The following is an 18,228-nucleotide window of genomic DNA, read 5'->3' on the forward strand; positions in this document are numbered from 1 at the left end:
GTCTACTGGAACCTGCAGGATCTCCCGGCGACCACGGGCAGCCTTGCCGACAAGGAGGACGGCTGAGCTGACCTTCTTACCGTCAGCAGACTTCCGCGGTCGGCAGTGCCTCTACAATCCTGTCGACCACATCGGGGGAAAGTCGGTATGGAAACGATCATTGTGCAGTCGCCAGGTCCGTTACGGCCGGGCGAAGTCGACGCCGACGGGCCCGAGTTGCTGCACATGGGGCCGGGCGACGTGGCCGACTTCGGGCGTGGGCTGCCCGGCGGCCGGGAAGTCTCCATCGTCCTGCCCGACCCCGGAATCTCCCGGCGGGCGGGACGGCTGGAGGCGGCCGAGGACTACTGGCGGCTGTCCAACTTCAGCCGTGACACCGCGTATGCGGTCGAGAACCTGGAGGGGGCCGGCGAGTACATCACCGTCGCGCCGGGCCGGCTCGGAGCGCCGGTGCCCTTCGAGTTCTCCAGAGTCGTCCTGCCCGCGCTGGGCGGGACCGTCGACTTCAAGGTGTTCGCCCCGCAGCACGCCTATCTGGACGAGCGGTCCTCGCCCGGCGCCGGGGAGTTGACCGTGCATCCCTATGCGCTCGATGCGACGGCGAAGTACTTCCTGGTGCTGGTGGCCCTGTGCGAGCCGCGGCTGCGCGACCCCTCGGACGGTGTACTGCCGGGCGCCGGGGACATCGCGGAGCGGCTTCGCCCGCTGGAGAGCTGTCGTGGTCTGACCCGCTCCGCGGTGAACTACCACATCGACTACCTGGCCTTCGCCAAGCTGCGCCTGGACATCGGCGACGAGCCCGGAGCCGACGGCAACGGCCGCACCGGCGCCAAGCGCGCCCGACTGGCCTCCCTAGCCCTGCGCTTCGGCCTGGTGCGCGAGGAACACCTCGCCCTGTTGCCGTCCCGCAGACGGCCCGTCCCGCAGGAGAGCGGCGCATGACCTTGTCAGGTGCCGAGGAGGGCGCTCTCGAAACGCCGCGGCTGCCGGCCGGTTTCCGTATCGAGGGCTGGGAGTTGGACGCCGTCATCGGGTCGGGCGGCTGGGGGACCGTGTACGAGGCCCGCGCGGTCGCCGACGGCACGATCGTGGCGGTGAAGGTGCTGCCGACCGGCGCCCTGGCACCCGGTCAGCGTGCCGCGCTCGGCGAACTGGTCGCGCGCGAGGTGCGGTTCAGTGCCGAGGCGGACCACCCCCACCTCGTACGGACGCACGCCGTGTGCACCGTGGACGCGCCGGACCTGCCCGCGCTGGACGGTGCCATCGCGCTCGTCATGGACCGGGCCGAGGCCAGTCTGCGTCAGGTGCTGGACGCTGCCGCGACCGGCCGCCCGATCCCGGACGCCGAGCGGGTCCTGCGCGGCGTCGCCGCCGGGCTTGCCCATATGCACGGCGCCGGTTGGGTGCACGGCGACCTCAAACCCGCCAACGTACTGCTGGGTACGGACGGCGCGGTCTGGCTCGCCGACTTCGGCCTGGCCACCGAACTGGAGGGCACCCACGCCTATGTGCCGCCGCTCGGCACGCTCGACCATGTGCCGCCCGAGTGGTGGTCCCAGCGCACCGGGGCGGACGGGACGATGGTCCGGGCGACCGCCGACATCTGGGCCTTCGGCGTCCTGGCCCACCAGGTGCTCACCGGTGGCCTGCACCCGTTCCCCGGCGCCACCGCTCGCGCCCGCTCGCTCGCCGCGCAGGCCTACGCCCGGGGCACCGCGCAACTGCGTCTGGACGCCGGACTCGACGAGAGTTGGCGCCGAATCGTCGGGGACTGTCTGGCACCCGATCACGCGGGCCGCCTGCGCCACACCGCCGCGAGCCTGTCCGCCCGGATCGGGCAACCGGCAAGCCCGCGTGGCCGGCGGCGCCTGCTGCCGGTCGCCGCCGTCGCGCTGGCCGCGGTGTCGGCTGCCGCCATCGCCGGGGCCGCGCTGCTCGGGGGCGGTGGAGGTGGGGGAGACGACGATGACGATCAGGGGCGGGGTGCACCAGCCGTCGCCACCGACGCGCACAGCCCGGCCGCCGGGGAGATCCCGGAGGACTCCGACGTACCCGAGGCACTGCGACCGGTCATCGTGAAGGCCGCCCACCGCTGTACCGACGCGGAGGTCACGCCCGCGTTTCTCGCCGCCATGCTCAAGGCGGAGAGCGGCTTCGACGTGAACGCGGCTCGCCCGGCGAGCGAGGAGTACGGCATCGCCATGTGGACGCCTTCGGTGTTCCGGGCCTGGGCGGTCGACGGCGACGCCGACGGCGACAAGGAATACTGGTCGCCGCCGGACGCGATCGCCACGATGTCGCTGTACGTGTGCTGGCTCGACCAGCAGTTCAAGAAGGCCGACATGCCCGCCGAGGATCTTCCCGCGCTGATGGCGGCCGGGTACCGCACGAGCGACCGCACGGTCGTCACGGAGGGCGGCGTTCCCGAACGCGTGCGGCCCCACGTCGAGAAGGTGCTCCGCTACCTCGCCGCCTACGAGCGGTGAGGAAGCGGAGCTGTCGCTCAAGGCTGCTCAGCAGTCCTTGACGTCCGGCATCTTGTTGTCGGGCGAGTTGATGTAGATGTTGGAGATCCAGCCGTCGTACTGGGGGAGGTACGCCCACCATTCGTTGGTGTAAGGCGGTACGTCAACCTTCTGTCCCCTGGCCTGGCAGCCCACCAACACCTCGACGCCTGCGGGGAGTTGGGTGATGGGTGAGATGCCCGTGCCGGGGTTGGGGCGGACGTTCACATGGTCGCTCCATGTCCCGTACCACCATCCCGCGGGCCGGGTGGCTCCGGGGACGTTCAGGGAGCGGGTCAGCCGTCCGATGTCCGTGTACGCCTTCCCGTACGAGGTGCCGACGGGATGCAGTGTGAACACGGCCACGATGGACCGGTCACCGGCGCCCACGGTGCCCGTGCTGTGCAGCGCGGGCCGGGTCAGGTCCACGTCCGCGGCGGCGGCCGGAGCCGGGCTCGCCGCACCCGTCGCGGTGGCGGTCGCGGTGCTCGCCGTGCCGCAGGTGCCCTTCTCGTACGAGGTTCCCGCCCAGCCCTGCTTCACCGCCCACGGCTTCTCGAACGCTCCGGCGACGCCGAAGTGCTGGTCGAATTTGTCCGAGGCACAGCGGGTGGACTGACGCAGGTTGCCCATCACGAAGTCGCGCACGGGGCCGGGCGCCGAGTCCAGGAGGTAGCGGTAGATCGTGACCGTGTCCCGGGCGGAGAGCGCGGTGTAGCCCCAGTAGCCCTCGTACCCGGTGGGCGGCACTGCCGTGTCCTTCAGGCCGAGGCGGCTCACCATGCGGGTGATGATCGCCGTACCGCCGTTGTCCGACCAGTAGTTGTTGGCCGCGGTGTCGTTGCTGCTGCGCAGCATCGGCTCCAGCCATGCCCGGTCGGCGGCGGGCACGGTGTAGTCGGGGCCCCGGTTCCACAGGTAGTCCAGCGCCAGCAGCAGCTTGACGACCGAGGCGGACCGGAAACGGGTGCTCGAGTTGAGCTGCTCGGTGAAGGTGCCGGTCTGCCGGTCGAAGACCGCGACCCCGGCGCTGACGCCGGCGGGCAGCTCGACGGACGCGGCGGCGGGCCGCACCGGCTGCCCGGCCGGGGCATCGGCGGCGGCTGAGCCTGCCGCGCCGCCGATCAGCAGCAGAGCGGCGGCGGTCGCGAAAAGTGGGCGCCTCACAGGTAGTGCTCCCTGAGATTGATCGAGTTGATCGGTGTGGAGGGTGCCCCGCTGTACAGCCGAGGCATGGAAGACGACTCGAACCTTAAGAAGGAGAGCGGGCCGACGGTCCTGACGAATGTCAGGGCGGCACTCGCAGGGTGGGGTGCGTTACGAACTCGCACAGGGGTTGCCCTGACATTTGTCAGGAGCTCAGTACCCGCTCCCTCGCTAGCGTCTGTCCACGTCGCTGTTCGTAGGTCAGCACCTTTACTTCCGAGACGAGGGGGACCCATGAGTCGCTCCATGGACCGCAGGATGTTGTTCAGGTCGGCCGGATCCGCTGCGGTGGCGGGATCGCTGGGCGCGCTGGGTGTCACGGCACTAGCCACACCCGCGCACGCGGCAGCCGGAACGATCAACACCGACCAGGTGATGGCCACCACCAATCGCGTGACCCACGCCCCGAACCAGCGCGGAACCATCGGCATCGAGCTGCGCTCGGGCCATTACAACGGCTTCCAGTACGGCTGGGGGCGGCTCGTCGGCTCCGGCTGGGACGCGCGTGGCTGGATCTGGCTGGACATCAGCACGGACGGCGGCGGGTCCTGGTCGTTCGCCGACGGCACCTACCTTTCGGACGGCACCGGCTACGCGCATACGTCCGGGTGGCTGACCCAGTCCAACTCGAACTACTTGTTCAGAGCCAGCTACGACAGCAATTTCAGGGCCGTCAACCCGTACGTCCGGAGCGGCACCTGGTGACAGCCGTCCGGTCCGCGCAGTTCGTGGGCGTACTGCGCCAGGGGTCCCCGAGCGTTTTCTGTGTGGTGCGCGCCGCCCGGTGTGGCTTCCGGGCCCGCACCGTCCGTTTGGCCATCCCAAGGGGGAATCACGCATGATCCATTCCGTGAGAGTCGCCGCCGCGGCCACGGCATCCACCGTCATCGCCGCCGCCGGCCTCGTCTTCGGCACGGCGGGCGCCGCCCACGCGTCCGGTCATGGCGAGGGCTACTACGGCGTCTGGGCCTCCGGCGTCAATGTCCGTGGCGGCGGCGGGGAACAGTGCTACCTGTACCCGTCGGCCTTCAACTGCCCGACCGTGGAGACCACGGTGAGCAGCCCGGCCCAGGTGTGGGTGTACTGCCAGCAGGAGGGCGGGCAGAGCGTCGGCGGCAACCCGTACTGGGTGTGGGTCCTCACTCCGAGCGGCCACCGCGGCTACATGGCCAGCTACTACACCGACAACGCCACCAACTGGATCGACGGTGTCGAGGACTGCTGACGCGGCGTCGAAGGACACGACCACTTAGAGAACACCTCTTTCCGGGCCGGTGCGCGCACCGGCCCGGAAAGACGTCTGTCCCGCCCAGAAGAAGGTCCTCAAGATCGTGCAGTCCGCGCCGTACTGCAAGGGTTACGACGGCGGCGGCATCGAACAGGTAGATACGGGTGAGCGCACAGGTCCTTCGCGGAGCGAGCGAAAGTTTCAGCGCTCCTGCGCAGGTGGTGACCGGGTGCCACCGTCTGTACGGTCATCCAGGCAAGCCGCGGCACAGAGATACACGCGCAGGGCGGTCCTCGCCGTGAGCCGTCGGTTAAGGAGTACGAACAGCACATGCGTTATCGGGAACTGGGCCGCACCGGGCTGGCCGTGTCGGAGATCGGGTACGGGGCCTGGGGGCTGGGCCAGGGGGCCTGGGTCGGGGCCGACGACGGCTCGGGGGTGCGCGCCCTGCACCGTGCCCTGGACCTGGGTGTCAACTTCATCGACACCGCCAGGGCGTACGACCGCAGCGAGCGCGTCGTCGGCCGTGCGCTGCGGGAGCTCCCGGGCGGTGGTGACGGCGTGTACGTGGCGACGAAGGCCGGGCCGAAGGTCCCGGTCTCCCTGACGGCCAGCGGACTCGACCCCATGGAGGCCTTCCCCGGCTCACACCTCCGCGAGAGTCTGGAGACCAGCCTGCGCGAACTGGGCCGCGACCACGTCGACCTCCTTCAGCTGCACACCTGGGAGGACGAGTGGACCGGGCGGGGCGACTGGCTGGAGACGGTGGACGCCCTCAAACAGGAGGGCAAGATCAGGTTCGTCGGGATCTCCGTCAAGGATCACCAGCCCGAGAACGTGCTCACGCTATTGCGCACCGGGGTGCTGGACGTGGTCCAGGTCATCTACAACATCTTCGAGCAGGCCCCGTCCGACGCACTGCTGCCGGCCTGCGAGGAGTACGGCGTGGGGGTGATCGGGCGGGTCGCACTCGACGAGGGAGCTCTGACGGGCTCGATCCGCGCGGGTGTCACGTTCCCCGAAGGCGACTGGCGCAACTGGTACTTCAGGGACGATCGGCCCGCCCAGGTGGAGAAGCGCGTGGACGCGCTCCTCGCGGACCTGGGGATCGGCGCCGGCGAGCTCGCGTCCACCGCGCTGCGGTTCGCGCTCGCCGGGCAGGCGGTCTCAACGGTCATCGTCGGGATGCGGTCACTGGCCAACGTGGAACGCAACGCGGCGGTCGCCGAGTCACCACCGCTGAGCGCCGATGAGCTGGCGCTGCTGGCCAGGCACCGCTGGCAGAAGAACTTCTACAGCTGAGCCGGTCCTACGGCTCGTACCGTGTCGGCAAGAACCCTTCACTGCCGTCAGGCCGGTTCAGCTCGCTGTCTACACTCGGTTGAGACGAGCTGAACACACCAGAGGAGCAGGGATGCCGCGGAACCGCCAGCAGATCCCCCGTGAAGAGCGGACAGGTGATCTGCTGGCCGCGGCCACCGAGCTTTTTCTCGCCAAGGGGTACGACAAGACCACGATGGCGGACATCAGTGCCGCCGCCGGGGTGGCCAGGGGCAACGTCTACTGGTACTTCGACTCGAAGGACGACATCTTCGCCGCGGTGATGGACCGGATGCTCAGCCGCGAGATCCGTACCCTCAGCGCGGAGCAGGCGGGCGCCGACCCACTGAGCCGGCTGGTGCGAGGGCTGTCCGACATGCGCTATTCCCGGCCGTTGCACCAGGCCATGCACGACCGGCTTCCGCATTCGGAGGCGGTTCGGGCCGCCCACAACACCTTCCTGGGCTGGATCGTCGGACTGGTCGACGAGGTCGTGGCCGAGCGCGGCCTCGACGGCGACCCCGACATCGATGCCGCGCTCCTCCGCGATACCGTGCTCGCCGTGTTCGAAGGTGCGAACGTGCCCAACGACCGGAACAGACCGGCACACGAGATGATCCGCCTCCTGATGGAGTCCGTCCTGGCGGGGCGTTCACCGATCAAGAGGGCGTGACCGCCGATCGCGGCGGGTCGAAGTCACGGCGGTCGGAGTCGCGACGACCGGAGTTGGCGAGTGGTCAGGGTTGCCGAGTGGCGACTCTCGCCGACCCCGCCCGCGTCTCCATGACCGAACCCGCGGCCGGATTCCCGGCCTCCGCTCCGCGCAGCCGGTCGAGCACCGCACCGGGGTCGGCCGGAGCCCGCTCGCCCCGCCACCCGACATGCCCGTCGGGGCGAACCAGCACCAGCGGCCTCTCGTAGAGCCTCGCCGCGGCCGGATCGGCGAGGCGCAGCACCGTCAGCGGCACGCCACGTTGGTGCGCGGCCTTCACCAGCGCGGACGGGTCCGCCGACCCCGAGACCACGAGCACGAACCCGCGGCCGAAGTGGTCGAGCACCGAGCTGCCGTCGGGCAGCCATACGTGCGGTGCGCGGCAACCGGGCCAGGTCGACGGGACGTAGTCGTCCGGCTCATCGGGCGGCTCCGGGGTGTCGTCAGGCACGCAGATCGGGGAGCCGCTGTAGCGGTATCCGAGCTGGACGCCCGTGCAGCGGAACTCCTTGCCTCTCGACCGGCGGATCATCTCGCCCATCTCACTGCGGGCCCGGTCGCCCTCCGCGTCCGCGCGGCCGAGTGCGGCGTCGGGCGCGAGCCGGGAGTCGGACCTCCAGTTGCTCGATGCCTCCGTGACGTTGCGGACGGCGATCGGCCGCCGCTCCAGCTCGTAGCTGTCGAGCAGTGCGGGGCCTGCCCAGCCCTGGAGGACCGCGGCGAGCTTCCAGCCCAGGTCCACGGCGTCGCCGATCCCGGTGTTGGCACCGAAGCCTCCCTTGGGCCACAGCAGATGCGCCGAGTCACCCGCGAGGAACACCCGCCCCGCGCGGTAGCCGCGGGCCACTACGCAGTGCCCGCTCCAGGGCTGGGCGGCGAGGATCTCCACATCGATGGGTGCGCCGACGGCCTCCTGCACCCACGCGACCGCGTCCCCGGGTTCCGGCTCCTGCTCCAGGTAGACCGAGAGCCGCCACTCGTCCACGCCGTTGACCACCGTGATGTACGGCCTGCGCGCCGACGACAGCGTGTGGATCTGTACCGCCGGGCCGCCCAGCCGCTCCCGGAGCAGGGCCGGCAGTTGCGGTGCACGGAAATGCACCGCGAAGTTCTGGCCCTGCGCGAACATGCCCTCGAACTCGACGCCCAGTGCCCGCCGGACGCTGCTGCGGCCTCCGTCGCAGGCCACGAGGTAGTCGCCGGCCAGTGTCTCGGCGACGCCGCTCCCGAGGTCACGCACCACGGCGAGGACACCGTCGGAGTCCTGCTCGAACGTCTCCAGGCGCGTGGCGAACCTGATCTCGACCGAGGGCAGGCCCCGCGCCGTCCGTTCGAGCAGCGGCAGGAACGAGAACTTGGACAGGAACGCGGGGCCCTCGGGCGTCAGCGGGCCGTACGCGCCGGGAGACCGGTTCGTGACCCCGTAATCGAATGCGGCGAGTGCGTGTCCCGTCACTGACGTGGCGAACACCGTACGGTGCGGATAGTCCGTGGGCGGTGCCGACTCCGCGCGCGCCTCGTCCGCACAGCCCCAGCGCCGAAGGTGTTCCATGGTGCGGGAGAAGATCGCCTCGCCCGCCGGGAAGGGCACGCGTCCGTCGCCTTGGTCGATCACCGTCACCGGCACACCGCGCCACCCCAGCTCGATCGCGAGCGAGAGGCCCACGGGCCCCGCTCCGACGATCAGGACACGCCGAGATCCGGCTCCTTCGTTGCGGTCAGACACAGGGGAACCTGCCTTCCTGAGCACGGGTTGGATCAGTCGGGACCCAAACTCTTGAACCCGAGTCAGACTCGCACGTCCAGGCCGTTCCGTGGAAGAGCGAGAGGAGATGGCCCCTGTCGACAGGTCGGGTGCGGTGCTACGCTTGACCCGAGTTCAAGAGATAGGGGAACGTCGTGGTGTCTCCGGCCGATCGAATCGAAGTGATGCCGTGGGCCACTGCCGGGCCCTGGTCGTCGGCTATCACCGCGACATCGACGGTGGCCGGGCCACCGCCGGGATCGGTGCGTTCGCCGCCGGCGCCGAGTTCGAGGCACACGGCCGGGCCTTCCGCGGACGGGACGAGACTTTGCAGGCCATGGTCCTGCTGCACGTCCGGCAACCTGACGGCGCCTATGTCCTGGACCGCGTCCTCGGCACCGTTCACCGGTTCCGCCACTCCGGCGGGGAGTGGCGGATCACGCACCGCACGTCGAGGCCGCCGCACCCCACCGTCTGACGGGCAAGGAGGCCCTCACGATGACGACCACCTCCCAGAGCACGGCCGCCACCGCGGCCACCGAGACACAGGCCGTCGCGCTGCAGATAGCCGAAGTCGTGCTCAAGACCGGCCGCTACGACGACATGGCCGCCTTCTACACCCACGTACTGGGATACGGCCCGTTCTACGAGCGGACCCCGGACCCCGACGCCCCGCCGCGTCCCGCGGGGATGCCCGAGCGGGCGGTCGACGTCCGACTGGGCTTCTTCCGTGTGCATGACGCCCCGCACCGCAGCCAGGTCCTCGCGCTGTTCGGCATCGACAGCCTGATCGGGACCGACGCGTCAGGGCCGGGCCTGCACCACTTCCAGTTCGGTGTCGGCTCACTGGGTGAACTGGTCACCCAGTACGAGCACATGGCGTCCATGGGCGCGCGCCCGCACCGTGCCGCCAACCACGGTCAGGCCACCAGCTTCTACTACCGCGACCCGGACGGGAACATCGTCGAGTTCTCCTGCGACAACTTCGCCACCACCGAGGAGGAGGTGGCCTTCATGGCCGGCCCCGTCTTCGCGGCGAACCCCTCCGGCCTGGAGCTCGACCCCGAGCGCTTCGTCGCCCGCTACCGCGCCGGTGACCCCGAGGACGAGCTGCTGCGCCTGGACAACCAGGCGGTGGCCCTGTGACCAGGCTCGTCAGCACGGCCAAGGGAATCGGCAGACTGGCGGACGACGGCGAGACCGTCGCCCTCCTCGACCTCGACGCGACCGACCTCGGTGCCGCCCTGCGGTCCGGCCTCGACATCGCCTCCATCGCCACGGCCGGGGTCCGCGACCGCGTACCCATGGCCCAGGCCCAGCTCGTCGCCCCCGTCCCCAGACCCTCCAAGATCTGGGCGGTGGGTTACGCCTACGCCGGTCACCGCACCGAGGTGGGGTACGCCGACACGGCGGAGGATCCGGTCGTCTTCCTGAAGGCCCCGTCCTCGGTGATCGGCACGGGAGAGCGGATCCGCCTGCCGAAGGCGGCCCCGGACGAGGTCGACTACGAAGGCGAACTCGCGGTCGTCATCGGCAGGCGCGCCACCGACGTGCCGAAGGCGGACGCGTACTCGTTCGTCGCCGGCTTCACGATCTGCAACGACGTCAGCGCGCGCGATGTCCAGAAGGGACGCGTTCCCGGCCGGGCCGCCAACGTCACCGCGGCCAAGAGCTTCGACACCTTCACCCCCATGGGCCCCGCCCTGGCCACGCTCGACGAGTTCGCCGACCCCGACGACCTGCACCTGCGCACCTGGGTCACCGGCCAGCTCCGCCAGGACGCGCGCACCTCCCAGCTCATTCACCCGGTTCCCGCGCTGGTCTCCTACCTGTCGCGGCAGACGACCCTCGAACCCGGCGACGTGATTGCCACCGGAACCCCGGCCGGAGTGGGGCACAAACGAGGTCTGTTCCTGCGGTCCGGGGACGAGGTCCGGATCGAGATCGAGGGCATCGGCACCCTCGCGAACACCTGCGCCTGAGAAGCCCGCGCATGCTGACAGGGGCCAGCGCCCTTGAAGTACTGTCCGGCGGCCATCACTAGCCGGCGGCCTTTCCACAGGAAGCGATGAAAATGAGCAGTGAAATCAAGAACGATTTCGGTGGCGGAAACCCATGGGACTATATCCAGCCGTGGGACGAGGAGCGTTTCGGCAAGGAAGTTCACGACGAAGGACAGCGGGTCAAATGGGAGATGGCCATGGCCATCGCCGGCGGACTTCCCTACATCTGGCAGGAGCTGGCCCGCCCGATCTCCGAAATCGCCTATGGTCTGCTCGAACTGCGTGCCGGAGACCGGGTTCTGCTCATCGGTGAAGGCATTGCACCGGCCGGGTGGCTGGAAGATATGCGAGACCTCGTGGGCCCAGAGGGCACGGTGGACGAGGTGGAGATCATCCGGGACGGGCGGCAGGCGGTCTTGGGCCGGATCCCCGGCCGCAATGGCCAAACCGGCTGCTGGCGCTGGGATTACACCGACTCGCTGGCCGACGAGTCCTACGACTGTGTCGCCGTCCTCCAGGCGACCCAGCACTCCGACGACTGGGCGGAGACGGCCAGGGACCTGTTGCGCGTCATGAAACCAGGCCGTCGTATCGTGCTGGCCGAGGCGGTCCTGAAAGGATCGTCGTTCTACGCCCGTATCAACGCCGATGTCCATCTCCGGCAATGGTTCGACAAGCTCTTCCAGCATGTTCCCGCGGAAGACATTCCGTATTACTCCGGGGAAGAGATCCGTGAAGCGTTCGGGGACATGGTCGACAGCCCGCAGGTGATGGAATGGCGCGGAATCGAGATGTTCTGGGGACGAAAGAAATAACAGCGCCGGTAGCACCCGTCGCGCCGGCCCGGCACCCCTAGATCCTGCCGAACAAGGAGGTTGCAGTGAGTGTCAACGAGGACCTCATGGTCATGGCATCGGACCAGCCGCTGCAGAGCGTCGTCCGCGACGAGCACCTGCTGCTGTCCCCGCCGCATCCGTCCAAGGTGCCCATGAAGCTGTGGGACGAGCAGCCGCCACTGACCGTGGTGCACTACCCGCAGGAGTACCGGGCAGAGGTGTTCGCCCCGCCGCGCGGTGTGTACGAGAGCGACGAGATCCGCGTCGAGTGGCAGAAGCTGGACGGTCGGCAGCCCTTCTACCACCGCAACTGCGACGTGGACGAGCTCTCCTACCAGATCGCCGGCGAGCGCACCCTGATGACCGAACTCGGCGTGGTCGAGCACCGGTCCGGCGAGTTCTCCCGCATTCCCCGGGGGGTGGCCCACGACAACTACGGCCGCGCCGGAAGCCATCTGCTGTTCTACATCCCCGCACCGGTCGCCGAGCTGGTGCCGGCCCAGCGCGAGTCCCAGGCGGTGTTCCCGCCGTTTCCCGGCTGGCAGCCCGCCCCGGCCAACGAAGCCGTCAGCTGGAACCTGGGCACCCCTGGCCGCGACATCACCCTCTTCGGGGTCGATGAACAGCAGCTGCTCGAACATGTTCACAGCGACGACCGCCGGCTCCAGGTGCTGAGCCCCGACCGCGCCCAGCACACCACCTGGCTGTACGGCACGGACCGCGTCCGCATCGGCCTCGTCACCACCGCGCCCGGCGGTGAACGCCGCTACCGCCGCACCCTCGATGCCGACGAGATCCAGTACCAGGCCAACGGCCACCGCACCCTGATCACCCAGCAAGGCGTCATCGACCTCGAACCCGGCGATTTCGTGCGCATCCCGCTCGGGGTCTCGCACACCGACGTGGCGACCGAGGCAGGCGACTATGTCAGCCTGCTCTCGCGCAGCGAGGTTCCGCAGGTCGCCAAGACCTCCCGTACCGCCGACCAGTACTCGCCCGAACGGCTCGCGGCCCTCGACGCGGAGGTCCACTCATGACCACGATGCTCGCCCTGCGCGCCCACCGTGATGCCAGCGCTCTTGTCCTGGAAGACATCCCCGTCCCCGAGCCCGGTCCGATGGACGTCGTCGTACGGGTCGCCTCCGCAGGCCTGGCCCCGGGCATCATGCGCCTGCTCAAGATGGGCGCGTTCAAGCATCTGCCCGCCACCGTCGGCTTCGAGGCCGCCGGCACCGTCGCCGCCGTCGGCAGCGACGCCACCGGCGTCCGCATCGGTGATCGGGTCAGGGTGCACACCTTCCTGAACTGCCGCACCTGTATCTACTGCCGTACCGACCGCGACATGATGTGCCCGCAGCAGTCCATGATGGGTTACGCCGCCTTCAACGACGTTGCGATGCCGCTCTACGACGAGTACCACAACGGAGTCCTCGCGGAGTACGTGCGGCTCCCGTACTGGCTGGTCGACCCGCTGCCGCAGTCCGTCGGCTTCGACGTCGCGGCCAAGGTGCACACCCTGGCCAACGCCGTACGCGCCCTCAAGTGGGCCGAGTTGCCGATGGGATCCACCGTCGTCGTCACCGCCCCGACCGGTGCCATGGGCACCGCGACGGTCAAGCTCGCCAAGCATTTCGGTATCGCCGACCTCATCCTCGTCGGCCGCCACAGTGACCGGCTCAAGGCCGTCGCAGAGCTGTCCGGTGGCATCCCGGCCGGCATCGTCGCCCTGGACGAACTCCCCGAGGACTGGGCGGCCACCGGCGCACTCGCCGGCCGGCTGCGCGAACTGGCACCCGGCGGGGCACATGCGGTCCTCGACTACGTCCCCGACGGGCCGGTCACCGGTCAGGCCATGGCCGGGCTCGCGGCCGGCGGCGCACTGGTGCACATGGGAGGCAACCAGACGCCGATGCCGCTGTCGCCGATGGCGATGATGCTGAACATGTGGCGGTTCGTCGGTAGCCGCACCTGTACCCGCAACGACGCGCTGGAAGTCCTGCGCCTGCTGGAGACCGGCGCCCTCACCGCTGACGAGCTCATCACCCACCGGTTCCCGCTCAGCGATGTGCTGGAGGCCGTCGATGCCGTCCAACGCCGCGACGAACCCATGTGGATGCCCGTGATCAATCCCTGATCCTGGGCACGCGTCCGTCATCGTGTTCCGCGGAGCCGTAGAGGATCCATCGAGAGGAAACCGGAAGTGTCCGAAACGGCAGCCGTACGTGGCGAAGGGCCGCCCTTGCTCGCGGTGATCGGGGCGGCCGGGCTCTGCGGTAGCTACCTGTTGGAGGCGGCGCGGCAGGCTCCGTTCAGGGTCCGCGCGGTGGTGCACGGGCCGGCGGGCCGTGAACGGGTGGCCGCTCTGGGGGCCGACGAGATCGTCGAGGCCGATCTCGCGGAGCCCGACGCCGTCCGCCGGGCGGTGCAGAACGCCGACTTCGTGTTCATGATTCCGCCGGCGTTCCACCCGGAGGAGGACGTTTTCGCGATCCGGGCGCTGGAAGCGGGCGCGCGCCGGTTCGTGTACCTGTCTGTCCTCCACCCGCACACTCCCGGTCTGCGCCATCACCTGCGCAAGGCGAACGCCGAGGCCGCCGTGCGGGGTTCGGACTTGGACTGGACGATCCTCCAGCCCTCGATGTTCGCCCAGATCGTCCTGTCGACGTGGGGGAGGGCTCCCGCCGGGCAGGTCGACGTGCCGTTCGACGTGCGGGCTCGGCTCAGCGCGAGCCGGCGCGGCGTATACGCGCCTTCAGCTTCGGGAACTGCTGAAGGGCGTTGTTCCGCTCGAGAGCGAGCCGCTGGCGCGCGCTGTAGATCTCATCGACGGTCGGTTCGGGGTCGCCTGCCTTGAGATTCGGCAGGCTGCCCTTGAGGAAGGGCATCGTCTCGACGTTGTCGGCCGCGTAGAGATGGCGGGTCGCAGGCCAGTCGCTGCCGAACATGATGTGGCTGTCGGGCACCAGCGACGACAGCGGCTGCAACTGCGCGGCGGTGAACGCCTGTGCGTCGTCGAAGTACATCCGCTTGATGTACTTGAGGGGGCCTTCCGGCAGCACCTCGTTGAACGGCGGGAAGGCCGAGTGCCGGGTCGCGAGCCGGTAGGCCAGGAACGGCAGTGCCCCGCCGCTGTGGGTGAAGTGCCAGCGGATGTTCGGGTAGTCCCGCAGGACACCGTTGTAGATCAGGCTGGTCATCGCACGGGTCGCGTCAAACGTGTACTCGAAGACGTTGTTCCCGGCCGGGATGTCGGGGCCGAAACAGAGCTTGGGAGCCGGGTTGTTCTCCGGACCCGTCGGGTGGACGTAGACGTAGGCACCGCGGTCATTGAGGATCTCGTACAGAGGCTTGAAGGAAGGATCCCCCAGGTAGGTGCCCTTGTAGTTGGTGAGCAGGCAGATGCCGTCGAGATCGAGTTCGCCGAGCGCGCGGTCCACCTCGGCCACCGAGCCCTCGATGTCGGGCATCGGGGTGACCGCGAAGATCCCGAACCGGTCACCACGGCTCTGCACGAGGTCGCGGGCCCAGTTGTTGACCGCGCGGGCGGTGGCACGCCGGTCGTCGACCGGGCCGACGGTGACCTGGAGGTCGCCGAACGACAGGACGCTGGCCTGGATCCGGTACTGGTCCATGAAGGCCACGTGCCGCTCGACCGACCACGGACCGTACGCCCCGGTGATGGCGCCGAGCAGGCCGTAGCGCTTCAGGTAGTCGTTGTACACGTCGGGGGAGTAGTGCGCGTGGGTATCGATACGCCAGTTGCCCTTCGGCAGCCCCGGACCGGACGATGCCGCCTCCGGACTGGCCATGGCAGCCGGCACCGTGGCCGCTGCCGCCGTGACAATCGCCGCGGCCGATGCCCCTTCGATCATCCTTCGACGCGAGATGTTCCGTCGCAGGTTCATTTCCGGTTCCCCACTTCATTCTGTGTGCGAGTCAGGTCGTGTGTGCGTGCGTGCGTCATGGCGCCGTCGCCGGGCCGGGCAGGGGCCTGCGCAGGACGGCGATGGTCCCCGCCGTGGTGGAGACCGCTGCCTCCGCGCGTGGTGCGGGCCGATGGGGGGAGCGCAAGGGGATATGCCGCTCCTCGGCCGGGTCAGTCCCCGCTAACGGGTCGATCCGGCGCTCATGCGCGGGACTTCATGGCGCCGACGTAGCCGCGTCGGCCGGCGGCCGGCTGTGGAGCCGAGCCGCGAGCGAACAGGCCGGCGGTTCCTTCATGCGGCGCGTCATCGCCGGCCTCCGGCCCAACCGGGTCCACGTGCCCGGCCGACCCCGGACGAAGGATCGCGCCGATCACGACGGATCCGAACAGTGCGGTGTGCATGACCACCAGACAACAGCCGCCTCATAAAGCACGTGCGACTCGGCACATGAAGCTTCCATGAAGCCGATCGCCGGACTGGCGGCCTGAACGCGGTTGTTCCGGTGTGCCTCTGTCAAGGGCTCTCGACGACCGCTACTGGGAGTCCTGCGGTGCGTCGGCAGGCTGCAGCATGGTGAGCCACTGGGCCACGACGGCGTCGATGAAGGCGTCGGTGACCTGGCCGCGGTCGAGGAACAGCCGGGCGAGGACGGGCCCGTACAGCAGGGTGAACTCGTCGTCGCTGATCCGGACGCCCGAAGGCTCCAGCAGCTTGTTGAAGCCGGCGTAGCGGTCTTCGCCGATGCGGATGAGTGCCCGGGCGCTGTCGGGGTCGTGGTCGGCCTGGGCGGTGACGGCCAGCGCCGCGGTGCGCACGGACGGCACGCTGACGCCGGCGCGCAGGCTCTTCAGCCAGGCGGTGGCCACTGCGCCCACGTCGCTGCCCGGTTCGGGGTAGGTGCCGAGGTCGGGGCCTTCGAGGACGAGGTCGAAGAGCAGTGCCGCTCGGGTGGGCCAGTGCCGGTAGAGCGTCTGGCGGGTGACGTCCGCCCGCTCGGCCAGCAGGGCATAGGTCAGCCCTGCCGGTCCGACCTGAGGCAGCAGTTCTCGCGCGACGGCCAGCACACGGTTGCGGGTGCGCTGCACTCGCGGGTTGCCCGGGGTCGGCCGACGGCGATGGAGGGGCTGCGTCATGTGGCCACCCTACCGGCAAATCATACGTCGAGTGTGATTGGGGTCACAATCCAATCCGAATCATACGTGGCGTGTGATAGGTCTTGGAAAGTAATCACACGCACTGGATGATTCTTGTGTGTTGGCGCCTGTGAAAGGTAGATGGTCATGTCATCTCGGAACCTGATTGAACCGACATTCGCCCGCACCCGCCTCGGTTCCGGCCCCGGCCTGCTCCTCGCCCACGGCGCCGGCAGCAGCCTGGCCGGTACCTACGGCCCCGTCCTGGAAGCTCTGGCCGCCAGCCACACCGTCGTCGGCATCGACTACCCCGGCAGCGGCGACACTGTCCGCTCCACCGCCCCGCTGTCCGTCGACGACCTCGCCGACCAGCTCGTCGCCGCCGCCGACGCAGAGGGGCTCGACCGCTTCGCCGTGTCCGGCTTCTCCCTCGGCGGCCCGGTCGCCATCCGCGCCGCCGCCCGCCACCCCGAGCGCGTCACCGCACTCGTCCTGACCGCCTCTTTCCCGCACCGCGACAACCGGCTCGCTCTCGCCTCCTCGGTCTGGAGCAAGATCGCCGCGTCCGGCGACCGCGAGCTGCTCGCCGAATTCCAGCTCATGATGGCCCTCGGTACCCAGGCGCTGGAGTCGATGCCGTCCGAGCAGCTGCGGCAGACCCTCGGCTACGTCGCCGCCGGCGCGGCCGACGGCAGTTCCGAGCAGACCGACCTCGTCGGCCAGGTCGACGTCCGGGACGACCTCGCCGGCATCAAGGTCCCCACCCTGGTCGTTTCGACCACCGACGACCGGCTCACCTCCACCGCCCTGCACCGCCAGCTCGCCGAAACCATTCCCGGCGCCGAGCTCGCGGAAATCGCCACCGGCCATCTGCCGATGCTGGAGCGGGCCGACGAATGGCTGCAGCTCATCACCGACTTCCTCAGCAAGCACCACGCCTGAAGGCGCACCACGGGCGGGGCCACGCAGCGAACGGCGGCGTGGCCCCGCACCCGGACCCGGACCCGGATCGCTTGAATCTCTGTGGGTTCGTAGACCCACTTCCCCCTCGAGTTCATGGAGGACTCATGCTCAAGTTCGGCCACCTCGACGAGTCCACCGACGTCCACGACCAGCAGAAGGAGAAGGTCGGCCCGGTCACCGTCATCAACACGATTGTCGCCCCGGAAGGCAAGGAGGACGAGGTGGTGGCAGCCTGGACGGCCGACGCGGAGTACCTGAAGAAGTCGGGGAACCTTCTCTCGGTGCAGCTGTACCGGGGCATCGGCGGCAGCCGGCTGTTCACCAACGTCGCGGTCTGGAAATCCACCGAAGACCTCCGTGCGGCGCTCGGCACGCCGGAGTTCGCCTCCTTTGTGGAGGGCTACCCTGCCGGCACCGTCGCCTATCCGCACCTGTACCAGAAGGTCGCTGTCGAGGGCGTCTGCGAAGGGGAATGACGACCGCTCCCCGATCCCGGGCTGCCGTTCGCCACGCACACGACGTGTGGCGACGTGCAGTCCCTGGGCCGCGGACGACTCGCGCCGATGACGCCGAGCTGCTCCCGGGTTCGCGGCCCCATCGGCCGCCCGAGCCCGGCCGCCCCCGAGCCCGGCCGGACGTGGTCACCCGGGACA

General features: G+C 69.4%; 19 protein-coding genes and 1 pseudogene. 15 read left to right on the forward strand and 5 right to left on the reverse strand.

Going from position 1 to position 18,228, the window contains the following annotated elements:
* Nucleotides 1-147 precede the first annotated feature (147 nt).
* Together AB0I18_RS10020 and AB0I18_RS10025 are read left to right on the forward strand one after the other, a co-directional pair.
* The gene (locus AB0I18_RS10020) at nt 148-942 is read left to right on the forward strand and encodes a serine/threonine protein kinase (RefSeq protein WP_363104919.1); all 795 of its coding nucleotides are present in this window, start codon (nt 148-150) and stop codon (nt 940-942) included.
* Nucleotides 939-2,486, forward strand: coding sequence for a serine/threonine-protein kinase (locus AB0I18_RS10025; RefSeq protein WP_363104920.1), 1,548 nt, complete (start codon nt 939-941; stop codon nt 2,484-2,486). The genes AB0I18_RS10020 and AB0I18_RS10025 overlap by 4 nt, the downstream gene beginning before the upstream one ends.
* A gap of 27 nt (nt 2,487-2,513) precedes the next feature.
* Here the strand turns inward: AB0I18_RS10025 and AB0I18_RS10030 are convergent, their stop codons facing one another.
* The gene (locus tag AB0I18_RS10030; RefSeq protein WP_363104921.1) at nt 2,514-3,671 is read right to left on the reverse strand and encodes a hypothetical protein; all 1,158 of its coding nucleotides are present in this window, start codon (nt 3,669-3,671) and stop codon (nt 2,514-2,516) included.
* 273 nt (nt 3,672-3,944) lie between these two features.
* Between AB0I18_RS10030 and AB0I18_RS10035 the strand changes: the two genes are divergently transcribed.
* From AB0I18_RS10035 to AB0I18_RS10050, 4 genes are all read left to right on the forward strand, one after another.
* Nucleotides 3,945-4,415: a hypothetical protein gene (locus tag AB0I18_RS10035; protein ID WP_363104922.1), complete on the forward strand. Its 471-nt coding sequence runs from the start codon at nt 3,945-3,947 to the stop codon at nt 4,413-4,415.
* A gap of 133 nt (nt 4,416-4,548) precedes the next feature.
* On the forward strand, nt 4,549-4,935 hold the full coding sequence (locus AB0I18_RS10040; RefSeq protein WP_363104923.1) for a hypothetical protein: 387 nt from the start codon (nt 4,549-4,551) through the stop codon (nt 4,933-4,935).
* A 333-nt stretch (nt 4,936-5,268) separates the two neighbouring features.
* On the forward strand, nt 5,269-6,240 hold the full coding sequence (locus AB0I18_RS10045) for an aldo/keto reductase (protein WP_363104924.1): 972 nt from the start codon (nt 5,269-5,271) through the stop codon (nt 6,238-6,240).
* A 112-nt stretch (nt 6,241-6,352) separates the two neighbouring features.
* Complete coding sequence (locus AB0I18_RS10050; RefSeq protein ID WP_363104925.1) at nt 6,353-6,931, forward strand: helix-turn-helix domain-containing protein; 579 nt, start codon at nt 6,353-6,355, stop codon at nt 6,929-6,931.
* 64 nt (nt 6,932-6,995) lie between these two features.
* Here the strand turns inward: AB0I18_RS10050 and AB0I18_RS10055 are convergent, their stop codons facing one another.
* Nucleotides 6,996-8,696 (reverse strand): FAD-dependent monooxygenase, encoded by a 1,701-nt coding sequence (locus AB0I18_RS10055; RefSeq protein ID WP_363104926.1) that lies wholly within the window; start codon nt 8,694-8,696, stop codon nt 6,996-6,998.
* Nucleotides 8,697-8,904: 208 nt separating this feature from the next.
* Here AB0I18_RS10055 and AB0I18_RS10060 point away from each other — a divergent pair, with 208 nt between their 5' ends.
* From AB0I18_RS10060 to AB0I18_RS10090, 7 genes and pseudogenes are all read left to right on the forward strand, one after another.
* On the forward strand, nt 8,905-9,192 hold the full coding sequence (locus AB0I18_RS10060; RefSeq protein ID WP_363104927.1) for a hypothetical protein: 288 nt from the start codon (nt 8,905-8,907) through the stop codon (nt 9,190-9,192).
* 20 nt (nt 9,193-9,212) lie between these two features.
* The gene (locus AB0I18_RS10065; RefSeq protein WP_363104928.1) at nt 9,213-9,860 is read left to right on the forward strand and encodes a VOC family protein; all 648 of its coding nucleotides are present in this window, start codon (nt 9,213-9,215) and stop codon (nt 9,858-9,860) included.
* Nucleotides 9,857-10,696 (forward strand): fumarylacetoacetate hydrolase family protein, encoded by an 840-nt coding sequence (locus AB0I18_RS10070; protein ID WP_363104929.1) that lies wholly within the window; start codon nt 9,857-9,859, stop codon nt 10,694-10,696. The genes AB0I18_RS10065 and AB0I18_RS10070 overlap by 4 nt, the downstream gene beginning before the upstream one ends.
* 92 nt (nt 10,697-10,788) lie before the next feature.
* A complete protein-coding gene (locus AB0I18_RS10075; protein WP_363104930.1) occupies nt 10,789-11,532 on the forward strand; it encodes a methyltransferase domain-containing protein in 744 nt (247 codons plus the stop codon).
* A gap of 65 nt (nt 11,533-11,597) precedes the next feature.
* The gene (locus AB0I18_RS10080) at nt 11,598-12,590 is read left to right on the forward strand and encodes a hypothetical protein (RefSeq protein ID WP_363104931.1); all 993 of its coding nucleotides are present in this window, start codon (nt 11,598-11,600) and stop codon (nt 12,588-12,590) included.
* A complete protein-coding gene (locus AB0I18_RS10085; RefSeq protein ID WP_363104932.1) occupies nt 12,587-13,687 on the forward strand; it encodes an alcohol dehydrogenase catalytic domain-containing protein in 1,101 nt (366 codons plus the stop codon). The genes AB0I18_RS10080 and AB0I18_RS10085 overlap by 4 nt, the downstream gene beginning before the upstream one ends.
* A 114-nt stretch (nt 13,688-13,801) precedes the next feature.
* Nucleotides 13,802-14,215 (forward strand): annotated as a pseudogene (locus tag AB0I18_RS10090) (NAD(P)H-binding protein); the annotation flags it as partial.
* 58 nt (nt 14,216-14,273) lie between these two features.
* Here AB0I18_RS10090 and AB0I18_RS10095 read toward each other — a convergent pair.
* From AB0I18_RS10095 to AB0I18_RS10105, 3 genes are all read right to left on the reverse strand, one after another.
* Nucleotides 14,274-15,362, reverse strand: a complete 1,089-nt coding sequence (locus AB0I18_RS10095; protein ID WP_363104933.1) for an amidohydrolase family protein — start codon at nt 15,360-15,362, stop codon at nt 14,274-14,276.
* A gap of 317 nt (nt 15,363-15,679) precedes the next feature.
* A complete protein-coding gene (locus tag AB0I18_RS10100; protein ID WP_363104934.1) occupies nt 15,680-15,880 on the reverse strand; it encodes a hypothetical protein in 201 nt (66 codons plus the stop codon).
* Between the two features lie 132 nt (nt 15,881-16,012).
* Nucleotides 16,013-16,612 (reverse strand): TetR/AcrR family transcriptional regulator, encoded by a 600-nt coding sequence (locus AB0I18_RS10105; RefSeq protein WP_363104935.1) that lies wholly within the window; start codon nt 16,610-16,612, stop codon nt 16,013-16,015.
* Nucleotides 16,613-16,759: 147 nt separating this feature from the next.
* Here AB0I18_RS10105 and AB0I18_RS10110 point away from each other — a divergent pair, with 147 nt between their 5' ends.
* Both AB0I18_RS10110 and AB0I18_RS10115 read left to right on the forward strand, forming a co-directional pair.
* A complete protein-coding gene (locus tag AB0I18_RS10110) occupies nt 16,760-17,554 on the forward strand; it encodes an alpha/beta fold hydrolase (RefSeq protein WP_363104936.1) in 795 nt (264 codons plus the stop codon).
* Nucleotides 17,555-17,679: 125 nt separating this feature from the next.
* A complete protein-coding gene (locus AB0I18_RS10115) occupies nt 17,680-18,051 on the forward strand; it encodes an antibiotic biosynthesis monooxygenase family protein (RefSeq protein WP_363104937.1) in 372 nt (123 codons plus the stop codon).
* The last annotated feature ends 177 nt before the right edge of the window (nt 18,052-18,228 follow it).

Origin of the sequence: Streptomyces sp. NPDC050704 (genome assembly GCF_040654355.1) — a bacterium.
In the GTDB taxonomy this organism is placed as follows: Bacteria; Actinomycetota; Actinomycetes; order Streptomycetales; family Streptomycetaceae; genus Streptomyces.

Excerpts from the sequence above, each read along its gene's own strand:
- AB0I18_RS10095 (WP_363104933.1), bottom strand. The coding sequence starts at position 15,362 with ATGGCCAGTCCGGAGGCGGCATCGTCCGGTCCGGGGCTGCCGAAGGGC.
- AB0I18_RS10115 (WP_363104937.1), top strand. The coding sequence starts at position 17,680 with ATGCTCAAGTTCGGCCACCTCGACGAGTCCACCGACGTCCACGACCAG.
- AB0I18_RS10035 (WP_363104922.1), top strand. The coding sequence starts at position 3,945 with ATGAGTCGCTCCATGGACCGCAGGATGTTGTTCAGGTCGGCCGGATCC.
- AB0I18_RS10020 (WP_363104919.1), top strand. The coding sequence starts at position 148 with ATGGAAACGATCATTGTGCAGTCGCCAGGTCCGTTACGGCCGGGCGAA.
- AB0I18_RS10085 (WP_363104932.1), top strand. The coding sequence starts at position 12,587 with ATGACCACGATGCTCGCCCTGCGCGCCCACCGTGATGCCAGCGCTCTT.
- AB0I18_RS10110 (WP_363104936.1), top strand. The coding sequence starts at position 16,760 with ATGTCATCTCGGAACCTGATTGAACCGACATTCGCCCGCACCCGCCTC.
- AB0I18_RS10050 (WP_363104925.1), top strand. The coding sequence starts at position 6,353 with ATGCCGCGGAACCGCCAGCAGATCCCCCGTGAAGAGCGGACAGGTGAT.
- AB0I18_RS10065 (WP_363104928.1), top strand. The coding sequence starts at position 9,213 with ATGACGACCACCTCCCAGAGCACGGCCGCCACCGCGGCCACCGAGACA.
- AB0I18_RS10025 (WP_363104920.1), top strand. The coding sequence starts at position 939 with ATGACCTTGTCAGGTGCCGAGGAGGGCGCTCTCGAAACGCCGCGGCTG.
- AB0I18_RS10045 (WP_363104924.1), top strand. The coding sequence starts at position 5,269 with ATGCGTTATCGGGAACTGGGCCGCACCGGGCTGGCCGTGTCGGAGATC.
- AB0I18_RS10075 (WP_363104930.1), top strand. The coding sequence starts at position 10,789 with ATGAGCAGTGAAATCAAGAACGATTTCGGTGGCGGAAACCCATGGGAC.
- AB0I18_RS10105 (WP_363104935.1), bottom strand. The coding sequence starts at position 16,612 with ATGACGCAGCCCCTCCATCGCCGTCGGCCGACCCCGGGCAACCCGCGA.
- AB0I18_RS10100 (WP_363104934.1), bottom strand. The coding sequence starts at position 15,880 with ATGCACACCGCACTGTTCGGATCCGTCGTGATCGGCGCGATCCTTCGT.
- AB0I18_RS10040 (WP_363104923.1), top strand. The coding sequence starts at position 4,549 with ATGATCCATTCCGTGAGAGTCGCCGCCGCGGCCACGGCATCCACCGTC.